Annotated in this window: 21 protein-coding genes; 14 read left to right on the forward strand and 7 right to left on the reverse strand. The window is 62.8% G+C overall.

Going from position 1 to position 13,764, the window contains the following annotated elements; all coding sequences use genetic code 11:
* From AC3WMU_RS11410 to AC3WMU_RS11470, 13 genes are all read left to right on the forward strand, one after another.
* A partial coding sequence (locus AC3WMU_RS11410) for an EF-Tu C-terminal domain-related protein (RefSeq protein ID WP_446649917.1) occupies positions 1–77 on the forward strand: 77 nt, incomplete at its 5' end.
* A 74-nt stretch (positions 78–151) separates the two neighbouring features.
* Entirely contained in the window at positions 152–463 is a 312-nt protein-coding gene (gene rpsJ, locus AC3WMU_RS11415) for a 30S ribosomal protein S10 (protein WP_003806903.1), read from the forward strand.
* 442 nt (positions 464–905) lie between these two features.
* Positions 906–1,595 carry a 50S ribosomal protein L3 gene (gene rplC, locus AC3WMU_RS11420; RefSeq protein WP_006227019.1) on the forward strand — a complete coding sequence of 230 codons (690 nt, stop codon included), beginning with the start codon at positions 906–908 and terminating at the stop codon, positions 1,593–1,595.
* A 4-nt stretch (positions 1,596–1,599) separates the two neighbouring features.
* Positions 1,600–2,220, forward strand: coding sequence for a 50S ribosomal protein L4 (rplD, locus tag AC3WMU_RS11425; RefSeq protein ID WP_006216558.1), 621 nt, complete (start codon positions 1,600–1,602; stop codon positions 2,218–2,220).
* Positions 2,217–2,513: a 50S ribosomal protein L23 gene (gene rplW, locus AC3WMU_RS11430; protein ID WP_006216557.1), complete on the forward strand. Its 297-nt coding sequence runs from the start codon at positions 2,217–2,219 to the stop codon at positions 2,511–2,513. Before rplD ends, rplW begins: the two co-directional genes overlap by 4 nt.
* Positions 2,514–3,341 carry a 50S ribosomal protein L2 gene (gene rplB, locus AC3WMU_RS11435; RefSeq protein WP_006227020.1) on the forward strand — a complete coding sequence of 276 codons (828 nt, stop codon included), beginning with the start codon at positions 2,514–2,516 and terminating at the stop codon, positions 3,339–3,341. It begins immediately after the preceding gene.
* A 12-nt stretch (positions 3,342–3,353) separates the two neighbouring features.
* Complete coding sequence (gene rpsS / locus AC3WMU_RS11440) at positions 3,354–3,629, forward strand: 30S ribosomal protein S19 (protein ID WP_006216555.1); 276 nt, start codon at positions 3,354–3,356, stop codon at positions 3,627–3,629.
* A gap of 3 nt (positions 3,630–3,632) precedes the next feature.
* A complete protein-coding gene (gene rplV, locus AC3WMU_RS11445; RefSeq protein ID WP_006227021.1) occupies positions 3,633–3,962 on the forward strand; it encodes a 50S ribosomal protein L22 in 330 nt (109 codons plus the stop codon).
* A gap of 9 nt (positions 3,963–3,971) precedes the next feature.
* On the forward strand, positions 3,972–4,766 hold the full coding sequence (gene rpsC / locus AC3WMU_RS11450; protein WP_006227022.1) for a 30S ribosomal protein S3: 795 nt from the start codon (positions 3,972–3,974) through the stop codon (positions 4,764–4,766).
* 2 nt (positions 4,767–4,768) lie between these two features.
* Positions 4,769–5,185 carry a 50S ribosomal protein L16 gene (rplP, locus tag AC3WMU_RS11455; protein ID WP_006216552.1) on the forward strand — a complete coding sequence of 139 codons (417 nt, stop codon included), beginning with the start codon at positions 4,769–4,771 and terminating at the stop codon, positions 5,183–5,185.
* An 11-nt stretch (positions 5,186–5,196) separates the two neighbouring features.
* Positions 5,197–5,388, forward strand: coding sequence for a 50S ribosomal protein L29 (gene rpmC, locus AC3WMU_RS11460; RefSeq protein WP_003806912.1), 192 nt, complete (start codon positions 5,197–5,199; stop codon positions 5,386–5,388).
* Between the two features lie 2 nt (positions 5,389–5,390).
* Complete coding sequence (gene rpsQ / locus AC3WMU_RS11465) at positions 5,391–5,672, forward strand: 30S ribosomal protein S17 (protein ID WP_006227023.1); 282 nt, start codon at positions 5,391–5,393, stop codon at positions 5,670–5,672.
* A 107-nt stretch (positions 5,673–5,779) separates the two neighbouring features.
* Entirely contained in the window at positions 5,780–6,262 is a 483-nt protein-coding gene (locus AC3WMU_RS11470) for a hypothetical protein (protein WP_280027036.1), read from the forward strand.
* 69 nt (positions 6,263–6,331) lie between these two features.
* On the opposite strand, the gene AC3WMU_RS11475 is transcribed toward AC3WMU_RS11470, so the two are convergent.
* Genes AC3WMU_RS11475 through AC3WMU_RS11500 form a run of 6 tightly spaced genes read right to left on the reverse strand, consistent with a single transcriptional unit; the run spans position 6,332 to position 12,050 of the window.
* Positions 6,332–7,399, reverse strand: coding sequence for a branched-chain amino acid ABC transporter permease (locus AC3WMU_RS11475; RefSeq protein ID WP_492282375.1), 1,068 nt, complete (start codon positions 7,397–7,399; stop codon positions 6,332–6,334).
* Between the two features lie 10 nt (positions 7,400–7,409).
* Complete coding sequence (locus AC3WMU_RS11480; protein WP_006227026.1) at positions 7,410–8,420, reverse strand: branched-chain amino acid ABC transporter permease; 1,011 nt, start codon at positions 8,418–8,420, stop codon at positions 7,410–7,412.
* Positions 8,417–9,169 (reverse strand): ABC transporter ATP-binding protein, encoded by a 753-nt coding sequence (locus AC3WMU_RS11485; RefSeq protein WP_280027033.1) that lies wholly within the window; start codon positions 9,167–9,169, stop codon positions 8,417–8,419. The genes AC3WMU_RS11480 and AC3WMU_RS11485 overlap by 4 nt, the downstream gene beginning before the upstream one ends.
* Positions 9,166–9,936, reverse strand: coding sequence for an ABC transporter ATP-binding protein (locus AC3WMU_RS11490; protein ID WP_492282376.1), 771 nt, complete (start codon positions 9,934–9,936; stop codon positions 9,166–9,168). The genes AC3WMU_RS11485 and AC3WMU_RS11490 overlap by 4 nt, the downstream gene beginning before the upstream one ends.
* Before the next feature lie 15 nt (positions 9,937–9,951).
* Positions 9,952–11,124 (reverse strand): substrate-binding domain-containing protein, encoded by a 1,173-nt coding sequence (locus tag AC3WMU_RS11495; protein ID WP_492282377.1) that lies wholly within the window; start codon positions 11,122–11,124, stop codon positions 9,952–9,954.
* 17 nt (positions 11,125–11,141) lie between these two features.
* Entirely contained in the window at positions 11,142–12,050 is a 909-nt protein-coding gene (locus AC3WMU_RS11500; protein ID WP_492282378.1) for an alpha/beta fold hydrolase, read from the reverse strand.
* A gap of 161 nt (positions 12,051–12,211) precedes the next feature.
* Between AC3WMU_RS11500 and AC3WMU_RS11505 the strand changes: the two genes are divergently transcribed.
* Positions 12,212–13,171 carry a helix-turn-helix domain-containing protein gene (locus AC3WMU_RS11505; protein ID WP_492282379.1) on the forward strand — a complete coding sequence of 320 codons (960 nt, stop codon included), beginning with the start codon at positions 12,212–12,214 and terminating at the stop codon, positions 13,169–13,171.
* 25 nt (positions 13,172–13,196) lie between these two features.
* On the opposite strand, the gene AC3WMU_RS11510 is transcribed toward AC3WMU_RS11505, so the two are convergent.
* Complete coding sequence (locus tag AC3WMU_RS11510; RefSeq protein ID WP_280027030.1) at positions 13,197–13,703, reverse strand: DUF2938 domain-containing protein; 507 nt, start codon at positions 13,701–13,703, stop codon at positions 13,197–13,199.
* Between the last annotated feature and the right edge of the window lie 61 nt (positions 13,704–13,764).

Raw genomic sequence — 13,764 nt, forward strand, 5'->3', positions numbered from 1 at the left:
AAGAAGGCCTGCGTTTCGCCATCCGTGAAGGCGGTCGTACCGTCGGCGCCGGCGTCGTCGCCAAGATCCTGAAGTAATTCGGATCACTTAAGCAGCAAACAACCAGCGAGGGCGCTTCGTCGCCTTCGCCTCTCGTTCTTTAGGAAACGCCATGAAAAACCAAAAGATCCGTATCCGCTTGAAAGCCTTCGATTACAAGCTGATCGATCAATCGGCCGCTGAAATCGTCGACACCGCCAAGCGTACCGGCGCCGTTGTCCGCGGCCCGGTGCCGCTGCCCACGCGTATCCGTCGCTACGACGTTCTGCGTTCGCCGCACGTCAACAAGACGTCGCGTGACCAGTTCGAAATCCGTACCCATCAGCGCTTGATGGACATCGTTGATCCCACCGACAAGACCGTTGACGCTCTGATGCGTCTGGACCTGCCGGCCGGCGTCGACGTCGAAATCGCGCTGCAGTAAGGCGTACCGAGCCTGCTACCTTCGCCGGTAGGCTCGAAAAATGGCCGTATTCCCCTGGGAGTGCGGCCATTTTGTTTTTTCAGCGGCACCTGGCGGTGATATGCCCCAGGCATGGCGTCCGGACTTTCGCGGCTCTGTCCGCAAGTTAGCGGGCGCTCACTGTCCCAGCAGGGACCTGTTTTCAAGGTCGCTGGCGGCGCCTTGCCACACTGTGGCAAAACTGCCGCTGGGCACACGCCCTAAGTGGGCTAAGTGCTTGTGCTGACTGAAAAAATCATGCTAATATGCCAAGCTTGCCATTTTGTGGCAAGACTGACTATGGGAACGGGATGGGCTAATACCCAACTAATCCTCGACCCAGGTTGAACATAGTCGTAGGGCAAAGGCCGTTACCTTTTGCCCGATTAGCCCCGACCAATCGCAGTCGGGAATGGAGAAAACGATGTCGAATTCGACACCCACGCCCGCCGCTCATCGGCTGGGGCTGGTGGGTCGCAAGGTCGGCATGACCCGCATTTTTACCGAGGAAGGTGAATCCATCCCGGTGACCGTGCTGGACGTGTCGAACAACCGCGTGACCCAAGTTAAGTCGCAGGAAACCGACGGCTACGCCGCGATCCAAGTGACTTATGGCACTCGTCGTGCCTCGCGTGTGGTTCAGCCGCAAACGGGCCACTACGCCAAAGCCGGCGTTGAAGCCGGTAGCATCCTCAAAGAATTCCGCCTGGATCCCGCTCGCGCTGCTGAATTTGCAGCCGGTACCGTGATCGCTGTGGAATCCGTGTTCGAAGCCGGCCAACAGGTCGACGTGACGGGCACGACCATTGGTAAAGGCTTCGCCGGTACCATCAAGCGTCACCACTTCGGCTCGCAACGCGCTTCGCACGGTAACTCCCGTTCGCACCGCGTTCCCGGCTCGATTGGTCAAGCACAAGATCCGGGCCGTATTTTCCCGGGTAAGCGCATGGCTGGTCACCTGGGTGATGTCACCCGCACCGTTCAAAACCTCGACGTCGTTCGCGTTGACGTTGAGCGTGGCCTGCTGCTGGTCAAGGGCGCTGTCCCCGGCCACGCTGGCGCCGACATCGTCGTGCGCCCGGCCATCAAGGCCCCGGCCAAGAAGGGAGCGTAAGTAAATGGATCTCAAGCTCCTGAACGACCAAGGTCAGGCCGCTGCTACGTTCAGCGCGCCCGATACGATCTTCGGCCGTGACTTCAACGAAGCGCTGATTCATCAGATCGTGGTGGCTTTCCAAGCCAATGCCCGTGCCGGCAACCGCGCTCAGAAGGATCGTGCCGAAGTTAAGCACTCGACCAAGAAGCCCTGGCGCCAGAAGGGTACCGGCCGCGCACGCGCTGGTATGACTTCGTCGCCGCTGTGGCGTGGCGGTGGTCGGATTTTCCCGAACTCGCCCGAAGAGAACTTCAGCCAGAAGGTCAACAAGAAGATGTACCGCGCCGGGATCCGTTCGATCCTGTCGCAACTGGCTCGTGAAGACCGCATCGCTGTTGTCGAATCGTTTGATCTGGAATCGCCCAAGACCAAGGCTGCTGCTGCAAAGCTGAAGAGCCTGGGCCTGGACTCCGTCCTGATCATCACCGACAGCGTTGATGAGAATGTTTACCTCGCCACCCGCAACCTGCCGCACGTTGCTGTTGTCGAGCCCCGTTATGCCGATCCGTTGTCGCTGGTCCACTACAAGAAAGTGCTGATCACCAAGCCGGCCATCGCTCAACTCGAGGAGATGCTGGGATGAACGCTGAACGCTTGATGCAAGTCATTCTGGCTCCGATCGTGACCGAAAAGGCCACGTTCGTCGCTGAGAAGAATCAGCAAGTCGCTTTCCGTGTCGTGGCTGACGCTACCAAGCCGGAAATCAAGGCTGCCGTCGAACTGCTCTTCAAGGTGCAGGTCGAGTCCGTGCAGGTCCTCAACCGTAAGGGCAAAGTCAAGCGCTTTGGCCGATTCGTTGGCCGTCGCCGTAATGAGCGCAAGGCTTACGTGTCGCTCAAGGACGGCCAGGAAATCGACTTTGCGGAGGTGAAGTAAATGGCCCTCGTAAAAGTTAAGCCGACTTCGGCCGGCCGCCGTGGCATGGTGAAGGTTGTCAGTCCCAACCTGCACAAGGGTGAGCCCTACGCGCCGCTGCTGGAAAAGAAGACCCGTGGTTCTGGCCGTAACAACAACGGTCACATCACGATCCGCCATCGTGGCGGCGGTCACAAGCAACACTACCGCTTGGTCGACTTCCGTCGTGACAAGGACGGTATCCCGGCGAAGGTTGAGCGTCTGGAATATGACCCCAACCGTACGGCGCACATCGCTCTGCTGTGCTACGCCGACGGCGAACGTCGTTACATCATCGCTCCGCGTGGTCTGGAAGTGGGTGCCACTGTGCTGTCGGGTATCGAAGCCCCGATCCGCGCCGGCAACACCCTGCCGATCCGCAACATCCCGGTGGGTACGACGATTCACTGCGTCGAAATGCTGCCTGGCAAGGGTGCTCAGATGGTCCGCTCGGCTGGCGCTTCCGCCGTCCTGCTGGCTCGCGAAGGCATCTACGCTCAGGTTCGTCTGCGCTCGGGTGAAGTCCGCCGTGTGCACATCGAATGCCGCGCCACCATTGGTGAAGTCGGTAACGAAGAACACAGCCTGCGCCAAATCGGCAAGGCCGGTGCAATGCGTTGGCGTGGTATCCGCCCGACGGTCCGTGGCGTTGCCATGAACCCGGTGGATCACCCGCACGGTGGCGGTGAAGGCCGTACCGGTGAAGCACGCGAACCGGTCAGCCCGTGGGGTACTCCGGCGAAGGGTTTCAAGACCCGTCGCAACAAGCGGACGAACAATATGATCGTCCAACGGCGCAAGCGCAAGTAAGAGGCGAACACTATGTCACGTTCGATCAAGAAAGGCCCGTTTGTCGATGCTCACCTGATCAAAAAGGTGGACACGGCCGTCGCGGGCAAAGACAAGAAGCCGATCAAGACCTGGTCGCGTCGTTCCACGATCCTGCCCGAGTTCATCGGTCTGACGATCGCTGTGCACAACGGCAAGCAGCATGTCCCCGTGTACATCAACGAGAACATGGTCGGTCACAAGCTGGGCGAGTTCGCGCTGACCCGTACGTTCAAGGGCCACGCTGCGGACAAGAAGGCGAAGAGGTAAGCGATGGAAACTACTGCCATTATCCGTGGGGTGCACATCTCGGCACAGAAGACCCGTCTGGTTGCGGACTTGATCCGTGGTCAGAAGGTCGGCCGTGCGCTGGAGATCCTCACCTTCTCGCCGAAGAAGGCTGCCGTCATCCTGAAGAAGGCTGTCGAGTCCGCCATCGCCAACGCCGAGCACAACGACGGCGCCGATATCGACGAACTGAAAGTCACCACGATTTTTGTGGACAAGGCTCAGTCGATGAAGCGCTTCTCCGCTCGCGCCAAGGGCCGCGGCAACCGTATCGAGAAGCAGACCTGCCACATCACGGTCAAGGTCGGAGCTTAAGGAGTCACGATGGGTCAGAAAATTCACCCCACTGGGTTCCGTCTCGCGGTCACCCGTAATTGGTCCTCGCGTTGGTTCGCCGACGACAAGGCCTTCGGCACGATGCTTGCCGAAGACATTCGCGTTCGCGAGTACCTGAAGAAGAAGCTCAAGAGCGCCTCCGTTGGTCGCGTGATCATCGAGCGTCCGGCCAAGAATGCCCGCATCACCGTCTACTCGGCTCGTCCGGGCGTGGTGATCGGCAAGCGCGGCGAAGACATCGAAAGCCTGAAGGCTGATCTGCAGCGTCTGATGGGCGTGCCCGTGCACGTCAACATCGAAGAAATCCGCAAGCCGGAAACCGATGCTCAACTGATCGCCGACTCGATCTCGCAACAGCTCGAGAAGCGCATCATGTTCCGTCGCGCAATGAAGCGCGCGATGCAGAACGCAATGCGTCTGGGTGCCCAAGGCATCAAGATCATGAGCGCCGGCCGTCTGAACGGTATCGAAATTGCCCGCACCGAGTGGTATCGCGAAGGCCGTGTGCCGCTGCACACCCTCAAGGCCAATATCGACTACGGCACCTCCGAAGCCCACACGACCTATGGCGTGATCGGCATCAAGGTCTGGGTCTACAAGGGCGACATGCTGGCCAACGGCGAATTGCCGCCGGAAACCGCTGCCCCGCGCGAAGAAGAACGTCGTCCGCGCCGCGCTCCGCGTGGTGATCGTCCGGACGGTGCTCGCACCGGTCGTCCGGGTGGCCGTGGTCGTGGTGGTCCCCGCAAGGCGGACGCTGCTCCGGCGCCTGAAGGAGAATAACCATGCTGCAACCCTCTCGCAGAAAGTATCGCAAAGAGCAGAAGGGCCGCAACACCGGTCTGGCGACCCGTGGTACCCACGTGTCGTTCGGCGAATTCGGTCTGAAGGCCACCGGCCGTGGCCGTCTGACCGCTCGCCAGATCGAAGCCGCTCGTCGTGCTATCAATCGTCACATCAAGCGTGGCGGCCGTATCTGGATTCGCATTTTCCCGGATAAGCCCATCTCGCAGAAGCCCGCCGAAGTCCGTATGGGTAACGGTAAGGGCAATCCTGAGTACTGGGTCGCTGAAATTCAGCCCGGCAAAGTGCTCTACGAAATGGAAGGTGTGAGCGAAGAGATCGCGCGTGAAGCTTTCCGCCTGGCCGCTGCCAAGCTGCCGATTTCGACCACGTTCGTCGCGCGTCATATCGGTGCTTAAGGAGTACTAACATGAAAGCTAGCGAACTCCGTTCGAAAGACGCCGCCGAGCTCGGCAAAGAGCTCGAAAGCCTGCTGAAGGCACAATTCGGTCTGCGTATGCAGAAGGCCACGCAGCAACTGGCCAACACCAGCCAGCTGCGCAACGTGCGTCGCGACATTGCGCGCGTTCGTACCTTGCTGACCGAGAAGGCAGGGAAATAAACATGAGCGAAACTCAAAACACCCAAGTGGCCAAGCGCCAGCGTACGCTGGTTGGCAAGGTCGTCAGCAACAAGATGGACAAGACTGTCGTTGTGCTCGTTGAGCGCCGCGTCAAGCACCCCATCTTCGGCAAGATCATCGTGCGCTCCGCGAAGTACAAGGCACACGACGAATCGAACCAATTCAACGAAGGCGATACGGTTGAAATCGCTGAAGGCCGTCCCATCTCGCGCTCGAAGTCGTGGCGTGTGGTGCGTCTGGTTGAAGCCGCACGTATCATCTAAGTAGTACGTCGGAACGGTTCGCTGTTCTGATATAAAACGGCAAGGGCTAAACCCCTTGCCGTTTTTTTTCGTCTTCGAGATCTATGCCGATGCGGGTAAATGACATCATGCGCAGCACCGTCAGGGCCGGCGTGCTTGGCGTCGCGCTATGCGCGGCTGCCGCCGCCGTGGCGCAGCGCGATCCGGGCGCGGACGTCACGGCGGCCTCGCCGGTGGATGACCCGCGTGCGGGCAAGAACGTCCTGAATGCGGGGCCCGAACCGCGCGTCAAGCTTCCTGCCGGATCACCGGACCACGCCGCCATCTTCGGCACTGACAACGAGGATGAGCAGGCGCTGGCCTCGCAAGAGCAAGCGCTGCAGGCGCAGCGCAATCAACTGATGTTGCTTGAACGGCTGCTTAACCAGAAGCCCGTGGATGCCGCGACGGCGCCGCCTGCCATGATGCCGTTGAACACGGGCTCGACGATGAAGCCCCTGGCGCCGACGCCAGCCGGCTCGCAACTGGACCGCGGCAAGATCGATGAGATGCAGCGGCGTGTGGATGGCCTGCGGCGCGAAGCCGACACGCTGCGGCAGAGCGGGAAGTAGGGCGGGAGTAGGACGGAAAGTAGGACGGCCTATCGCGCCCTGGCGCCGCGCGCGGCCCCGCCGACGGAATCAATGTCGCCGCGCCAGTTCGCGCAACCGTCCCGCGATGCCCGTCGGGAAGTAGTACACCGACACCACGAACAGGATGCCCAGCCATAGCAGCCAGCGGTCCGGCTCGAACAGCAGGGCCAGCGGCGCCACGCCGGAGACGGCATCGTGGATCACGTGCAGGCCGTCCTGCAGATAGCTTTGCGCGAACACGAACAGGCTCGCGCCCACCACGGCGCCATACATGGTGCCCATACCGCCGATCACCAGCATCAGCAGGATGTTCAGCATGATCTCGAACGACAGCGAGGTGTCCGGCCCGTTATAGCGCAGCCAAAGTGCGTATATGGCGCCGGCCAGCGTGGCGAAGGCGGCCGCCAGCAGATTGGACAAGCTACGGTACAGCACCGTGCGATACCCGATGGCTTCGGCGCGGAAGGGGTTTTCGCGAATGGCTTGCAGCACGCGGCCGAACGGCGAATTCACGATACGCAGCAACATCAGGAACAACACAGCGCAGACCGCGGCGATCAGGTAGTAAGTGATGATGCGGCCGTCGATCGTCACGCCGAACAGGGGTTCCGACAGCGGCCGGAACGCCGGGCGCAGCATCTGGGGCACTTTGAAGTTCAGGCCGTCTTCGCCGCCCGTCAGGTCAGAGAGCTGCGACACCAGCGTCTGGAATGCAGCCGCGACCGCGAGCGTGATCATGGCGTAGAAGATCGCGCGTACGCGCAGGCTGGCCAGCCCGATCAACAGGGCGAACGCCAGCGACACGACCAACGCGCCACCGACGCCCGCGAACACCGCAATCCAGCCGGGCTCCATCCGGATGCTGGCGATCGCCACGCCGTAGGCGCCGATGCCGAAGAACATGGTGTGCGCGAAGCTCACGATGCCGGTGTAGCCCAGCAGCAGGTCGTAGCTGGCGACAAGAATCACGAACACCAGTATCTTGGCGGCCACGGCCAGCGATTTGGGACCGGGAAAGAGAAACGGCGCTGCGGCAAGCAGGGCGACGACGGTAATCAGCACGAGCGCCAGGAAGGTGCTGCGCGGCGGGTCGCCGGAGAGCAAGCGGAAAGACATGTCGGCGCTCCTAGCGGTTCGTGACCGGATAGACGCCTTGTGGGCGCCACAACAGGATGGCGACCATCAGCGCGATATTCGAGAACAGGGCGGCTTTGGGCACGAGGAAGCCTGTGTAGTTGGCCATCAGCCCGACCAGCAGCGCCCCGATCAGGCAACCGACCGTCGACCCCAGCCCGCCGATCATGATGACGATGAAAATCAGCACGTTCACCTGTGCACCCAACTGCGGCACCACCGACTGCTGATACATGCCCCACAGCACGCCGCCCAGCCCGGCAAGCATTGACCCGGCGACGAAGACGCCCACAAACAAGTGCCGGATGCGGTAACCCAGGCTTTCCACCATCTCGCGGTCTTCCACGCCGGCGCGAATCAACAGGCCCAGCTTGGTGCGGTTCAGCAGCCACAGCATGCCGCCCAGCACCAGGATGCCGACGGCCAGCGCCACGATCCGGAACTTCTCGATCGCCGCATCCCCCAGCAGGAATGCGCCGCGCAACGCCTCGGGCAGCGGCAGGGACAGGGTCTGCGGACCCCAGATCATCTTGATGATCTCTTCACCGATGATCATGCCGCCCATGGTGATCAGGATCTGCTTCAGATGCTGGCCGTACACCGGCCGCACGATCACGCGTTCGAACGCCAGGCCCACGGCGCCCGCCACCAGCATGCCCACGATCATGGCCGGCAGCACGGCGGCCAGGTTCATCCACAGGCTGCCCGTCTGAGTCCAGTCAGCCATGCCGCCCAGCACCGTCGCGGCCATATAGGCGCCGATGGCGATGAAGAGGCCATGCCCGAAGTTCAGGACGTCCATCAAACCGAACACCAGCGTCATGCCCGAGGCCACGATGAAGATGATCATGCCCATCGCCAGGCCCGCGAGCGTCAGCGTGACCCATGTCGAAAAGGAACCCACCAGCGGCAACGCGATGGCGGCCAGTGCGGCGACCAGCAGTACGGGGCGCAGGTCCGCGCGTGTGCGGGGCAGCGGGGTATCGATATCCAGGGTGCTCATTGATGGCTTCCCAACGACAGCCCAAGCAGGCGTGTCTGTAATGCTTCGTCTTGTACAAGCTCGCGCATGCTGCCCGCATGGACGACGCGGCCGTTGTCCATGATCGCGACGTGGTCGCCGACCTGCTGCGCGAAGTTGAAGTTCTGCTCGACCAGCAGGATGGTGGTGGACGCTTCCTTGAGTTCGAGGAAGGCGTCGATCATGTTCTGGATGATGGCGGGCGCAAGACCCTTGCTGGGCTCGTCGATCAGCAGCAGCCGGCGCGGCTCGATGATGGCGCGCGCCACCGCCAGCATCTGCTTCTGTCCGCCCGACAGCTTGCCGGCCGGATGCAGCCAGAATTTTTTGAGCGCAGGGAAGAAACCGAAGATCCATTCCAGCCGTGCCGTGTCGAGCTGGTCTGCGCTGCGCGCCTGCCGTGCGGCGAGCAAGATGTTTTCCTTCACCGACAAGTCCGCAAAGATGCCCATGTTCTCGGGCACATAGGCCATGCCCATGCGCGCCATGTCGGGCGGCGATTTGCGTGTGCCGGGTCCGCCGATGGGGGTGCCGTCAAACGTTACCAGGCCTTGCGAGGCCCGCCACAATCCCATGATCGTGCGCAGCGTGGTGGTCTTGCCGGCGCCGTTGCGGCCCAGCAGCATGGTGACGCCCGCAGACGGCACCGCCAGGTCGACGCCGTGCAGGATGTGGTACGCACCGATGTGGGTATGCACCCCTTGCAGCTCCAGCAGCATCGGGGCGCTCATGCTGGCGTCTCCGTCGGGCTCATGCCCAGATAGGCCTGCTGCACGATGGGCGAGGCGATGACGGTGGCGGGGTCGCCGTCGGCCATCAGTTGGCCGTTGTGCAGTACGACGATGCGGTCGGCCAATTCGCGCACCACATCCATCTTGTGCTCCACCAGCAGAATCGTCTTGGTCGGATCGTTCTTGATCTCGCGGATCAGTTCCAGCACCACCGGCACGTCGTCCACGCTCATGCCGGCGGTCGGTTCATCGAACATGAACACCTGCGGTTCCAGCGCGATGAGCATCGCGATTTCCAGCTTGCGCTGGTCGCCATGCGGCAGGTCCGCGGCGGCGTGGTCGCGTCGTGCGGACAAGCGGGTACGTTCCAACAGCGCATCGGCGCGGGCCAATAGGGCGCGATCGTCATCCCAGGTGCGCCAGAAGCGGATCTGGCGCCAGCTCATGCCTTGCTGGCGCGATTGCAGCGCCAGCCGCACGTTCTCATGCACGGACAGGCGCGGGAACAGTTGCGTCAGCTGGAACGCGCGGCCCAGGCCGGCATGCATGCGCGCGGGCGCCGATAGCGGGGTCAGGTCCCGGCCATTCAAGCGCACCGACCCGGCGCTTGCGCGCAACTGGCCGGAGATCAGATTGAAGTAGGTGGTCTTGCCCGCGCCGTTCGGGCCGACGATGGCTGTCAGCGTGCCAGGCGCATAAGTGCAGCTGACGTCATTGACGGCCACGTGCCCGCCGAAACGGATCGTGAGCGATTGGGTTTCCAACATTGCAGCGGCGTGCCTTCAGCGTTTGTTCTGGATCGGCACGGTCATCTGGTCGGGCGTGATTTCCTTGACCAGGTCCTGCACCGCCCACGGCACCGAGGGATCGTTCTTGATGCGGAAGTGATACATGGATTGCATCGCCTGGTGGTCTTCGGGCCGGAACGTCATCTTGCCCTTGGGCGTGTCGAAACTCATGCCTTCCATGGCCTTGATCAGCTTGTCCGTATCCGAATCGCCGGCGGTCTTGTTCAGCGCCGCCACGATGGCAATCCCGGACGACATGCCGCCCGCGGTGAAGAAGTCCGGCGGCTGGCCGTAGCGCTTCTGGTGTTCGGCAACGAGCCAATCATTGATCGGATTCTTGGGGATGCCGTAGTAGTAATACGTGGCGCCTTCCATGCCCGCCAACGACTTCAACGGCGTCATCGCGGCCAGCGTGTTGCCGCCCGTGGCGATCTCGATGCCGAAGCGCTTGGGATCCAGATCAGCGATCTTGAACGGGTTGCCCGCGCCCGCCCACAGGATGAAGATGATCTTGCGTCCGGGTTTTTCTTTCAGCGCATCGAACAGGCGCTGGGCGCCTGCCGTGAAATCCGTGGCGTTGGCAGGCAGATATTCCTCGTGCACGATCTTGGCGTTTTTAAGCGCGCCCTTAAAGGCTTTCACGCCGTCGCGGCCAAAGGCGTAGTCTTGCGCCAGCATGGCGATGGACGTGCCTGCCTGGTCGAACGCCACCGCGTTGGCGATCGCATCCTGCGATGAATTGCGGCCCGTGCGGAAGATGTACTTGTTCCACTTTTCGCCCGTGATGGAGTCCGCCACGGCGGGCTCCACCAGCAGGATCCTCTCGTACTCTTCGGCGATGGGCAGCATGGCCAGCGCCACGCCGGACGAGGTGGGGCCGACGGCGATGTCGGCGTTGTCGTCCGCGTAGGCGGACGCCAGCTGCGCGCGGGCCACATCGGGCTTGCCCTGGTTGTCCTTTTCAATCACGCGGATTTTGCGGCCCGCCACCGTCATCGTGCCTTGGGTCGCGTATTCCAGGCCCAGCATCAGGCCGTTCTGCGTCTGTTTGGCGTAGGCCTCCAGCGGGCCCGTCTTGTCGTACACGTGGGCGACGACGAAGTCTTTCGCCGCGACCGCCGAATTCATGCAAAGGGCTGCCAGCGCGGCAAGCAGAATGCGATTCATGGATGTCTCTCCTGTTATCAGCGGGCGTGGCCGGCCGCGGTGTGGTCATGCATAGGGTCCGGCGTGGCAAGGAACCGGCGGATGGCATCGATCTGCGGCGCCACGTTCAGCGCGGGTGCATGGCCGCAATCGGGGAAGTCGATGCGCGTCGCGCGTGGTCCACGCTGCGTCATCGCATGGGCGACATCGGGCAGCAGCAGATCGGACTCGGCGCCGCGTAGCAACAGCACCGGCATGCGCAGCGAGTCGTAGCCGCTCCAGCGGTTGTAGTCGCCGGGGTGATGGCTGAACTGCCCGACGATGGCAGGGTCGTAGTGCGCCGTGACGCGACCGTCGGGTAATCGGCGTACCGAGGTCTCGGCCATCCGGCGCCATTGCTCGTCGCTTTGCCATCCATAGGGCTTGTAGGCGACGCGTAACCAGGCTTCCAGTTCGGTGACGGTGTCGAACGCGGGAGGGTTGCCCGCATAGGCCAGGATGCGGTCGATGGCGGGCTGGGGCAGTTCGGGGCCAATGTCATTGACGACCAGATGCGATATTCGGCCGCGCAGCGTCGTGGCGGCCGCGTGCATGCCGGTGGCGCCACCCATCGAGGTACCGACCCACCGCACGCGCGTAAGCGACAGGCTGTCCGCGAGAGCGCGGGCGAGGCGGGCGTAGAAATCCAGTTGGTACTCGGCGACGGGGTCCGGGCTCCATTGCGACAGGCCGCGGCCGATCGTGTCGGGGCAGAGGATGCGGTAGTCGTCCGCCAGCGCATCCGCCAGTTCGTCGAAGTCGCGTCCCGTGCGGGCAAGGCCGTGCCACATGATGATGGGGGGCGCGTCCGCGTCGCCCCATTCGGTCACGTGCAGCTCGCGGCCTTCGCAGCGCAGATAGCGCGAAGCGGGGGTGTGGCGGGCAGCCGTTGCGGGCGCGTGTGCCATGAGTCTCCTCCCGGGTTGTCCAGGTTGTGTGCTTATCGGGCTGACTATAGACTTCTGCCAAACGCATCCACAATGCGCCGCCCACCCCAGAGCAGGGTGAGTCAAGAAGTTGTAGACGCAAGATCAATTTGCGCTTCCCGCCGCGTACAGGAGACCGCGCCATGTCCGATACGGAATTCGCCATTTCGGCCAGCGCTGGCGCCGACCGGCGCGAGCAATGGCGCGCGGCGCTGTCGGACGCGTTCGGTCCGTTCGAGGTTCACGGCGCAATGCCGGCCCATTTCGCCGGGCATGTGCGCTACGCGCGCCGCGCCAGCCTGCAGTTCAATGACCTGCACTATCAGGGACAGAAGCTGGAGCGCACGGCGGGCAACGTGTCGCGGCTGGACCAGGAGTTCTACACCTTCGGCCTGCCGCTGGCCGGCCCGCTGGCCGTGCGCCAGCTGGGCCGCGAGTTCCAGGTGGAGCCGGGCTGCGTCTACCTGATGAACCAGAGCCTGCCTTACCAGGCGACGGCGCTGGGGGCATCGGGTTATCGCAGCCTGAGCGTGTCGTTTCCGCGCAGCGCGCTGTCGCAACGGGATTCGCGCATCGGCGCCTTCTACAAGCTGCGCGTCGACGATGGGTCACCGCGCGGCGCGATGCTGGCCAGCTATATGGATCACCTGTTCAAGGGCATGAACGGCTGGTCGGACACCGAGGTGACGGAATTGGGCGAACGCCTGATCGACCTGATCGTGCTGTTCCTGGTGCAGTCGGGGCAGGGACATGCATCGGAGTCCGATAGCAGCGTCACGGTGGCACATCGGCAGCGCGTGCTGGCCTACATTCGGCAGCATCTGGCCGACCCGGCGTTGTCGCCGCAGCGGGTGGCGCAGGGATGCGGCGTATCGGTGGCGTACCTGCACCGCATCCTGCGCGCAGGCGGCCTCTCGGCCGAGTCCTTCATCTTCGATCAGCGGTTGGACAAATGTCGCGACCTGCTGCTGAACTCTCAGCATCGCCATCGCAGCATCGCCGAGCTGGCATATCAAGTTGGCTTTGCGCATCCTTCGCATTTCAGCCGCCTGTTCAAGCAGCGTTTCGGCATGACGCCGCGGGACCTGCGGGCAAGTTCCTAGAGCGCGACGGGATCCGGGCGGGGCATCAGCCCCCGTAGACGGGCGTCAATATCCATGCCGTGATGTACAGGCCGGCGCCGAATACGGCATGCGCCATCAGGCTGCGCAGGCGCGCTGTGTTCGGATGCGGGGTCTTGCTGGCCGCGATGCCGGCACCCAGGCCGGGCTGCAGGATGAAGAAGGGCGCGGCCACGCTCAGAACGCCGAATAGCAGGGCGGGCGCCAGCGTGGGTTGCTGCGTCCAGGCCACACCCACGACGCCCAGCAGCATCGCGGCAAAGATGATGCCGATACCGTAATGTGCGCCCCAACCCAGCAACGCTTCGCCGCGCACGGGTTGGGCGCGGCCGATGTTCTGATGCTGGAAACGGCCGCGAGGCAGATGCCCGATCCACCGGCCCACCATCGCGAAGTTCAGGGAAGGGATGCCGAAACAGCGCTTGAGGAAAAGCGCCCACACGTCCATCACCAGCGTGGCGCCCGCGCCGATCAGCACGGCGCGTTGCAGGAATTCAATCAGGGCTGGGGTCACGAGGCGGCATCCTTATTTAATACATTCAATTTATTGATTGAATGTTAGAGCGATGCTATCG

Source organism: Achromobacter sp. FW305-C-13 (genome assembly GCF_058783475.1).

Excerpts from the sequence above, each read along its gene's own strand:
- rpsJ (WP_003806903.1), top strand. The coding sequence starts at position 152 with ATGAAAAACCAAAAGATCCGTATCCGCTTGAAAGCCTTCGATTACAAG.
- rplC (WP_006227019.1), top strand. The coding sequence starts at position 906 with ATGTCGAATTCGACACCCACGCCCGCCGCTCATCGGCTGGGGCTGGTG.
- rplD (WP_006216558.1), top strand. The coding sequence starts at position 1,600 with ATGGATCTCAAGCTCCTGAACGACCAAGGTCAGGCCGCTGCTACGTTC.
- rplW (WP_006216557.1), top strand. The coding sequence starts at position 2,217 with ATGAACGCTGAACGCTTGATGCAAGTCATTCTGGCTCCGATCGTGACC.
- rplB (WP_006227020.1), top strand. The coding sequence starts at position 2,514 with ATGGCCCTCGTAAAAGTTAAGCCGACTTCGGCCGGCCGCCGTGGCATG.
- rpsS (WP_006216555.1), top strand. The coding sequence starts at position 3,354 with ATGTCACGTTCGATCAAGAAAGGCCCGTTTGTCGATGCTCACCTGATC.
- rplV (WP_006227021.1), top strand. The coding sequence starts at position 3,633 with ATGGAAACTACTGCCATTATCCGTGGGGTGCACATCTCGGCACAGAAG.
- rpsC (WP_006227022.1), top strand. The coding sequence starts at position 3,972 with ATGGGTCAGAAAATTCACCCCACTGGGTTCCGTCTCGCGGTCACCCGT.
- rplP (WP_006216552.1), top strand. The coding sequence starts at position 4,769 with ATGCTGCAACCCTCTCGCAGAAAGTATCGCAAAGAGCAGAAGGGCCGC.
- rpmC (WP_003806912.1), top strand. The coding sequence starts at position 5,197 with ATGAAAGCTAGCGAACTCCGTTCGAAAGACGCCGCCGAGCTCGGCAAA.
- rpsQ (WP_006227023.1), top strand. The coding sequence starts at position 5,391 with ATGAGCGAAACTCAAAACACCCAAGTGGCCAAGCGCCAGCGTACGCTG.
- AC3WMU_RS11470 (WP_280027036.1), top strand. The coding sequence starts at position 5,780 with ATGCGCAGCACCGTCAGGGCCGGCGTGCTTGGCGTCGCGCTATGCGCG.
- AC3WMU_RS11475 (WP_492282375.1), bottom strand. The coding sequence starts at position 7,399 with ATGTCTTTCCGCTTGCTCTCCGGCGACCCGCCGCGCAGCACCTTCCTG.
- AC3WMU_RS11480 (WP_006227026.1), bottom strand. The coding sequence starts at position 8,420 with ATGAGCACCCTGGATATCGATACCCCGCTGCCCCGCACACGCGCGGAC.
- AC3WMU_RS11485 (WP_280027033.1), bottom strand. The coding sequence starts at position 9,169 with ATGAGCGCCCCGATGCTGCTGGAGCTGCAAGGGGTGCATACCCACATC.
- AC3WMU_RS11490 (WP_492282376.1), bottom strand. The coding sequence starts at position 9,936 with ATGTTGGAAACCCAATCGCTCACGATCCGTTTCGGCGGGCACGTGGCC.
- AC3WMU_RS11495 (WP_492282377.1), bottom strand. The coding sequence starts at position 11,124 with ATGAATCGCATTCTGCTTGCCGCGCTGGCAGCCCTTTGCATGAATTCG.
- AC3WMU_RS11500 (WP_492282378.1), bottom strand. The coding sequence starts at position 12,050 with ATGGCACACGCGCCCGCAACGGCTGCCCGCCACACCCCCGCTTCGCGC.
- AC3WMU_RS11505 (WP_492282379.1), top strand. The coding sequence starts at position 12,212 with ATGTCCGATACGGAATTCGCCATTTCGGCCAGCGCTGGCGCCGACCGG.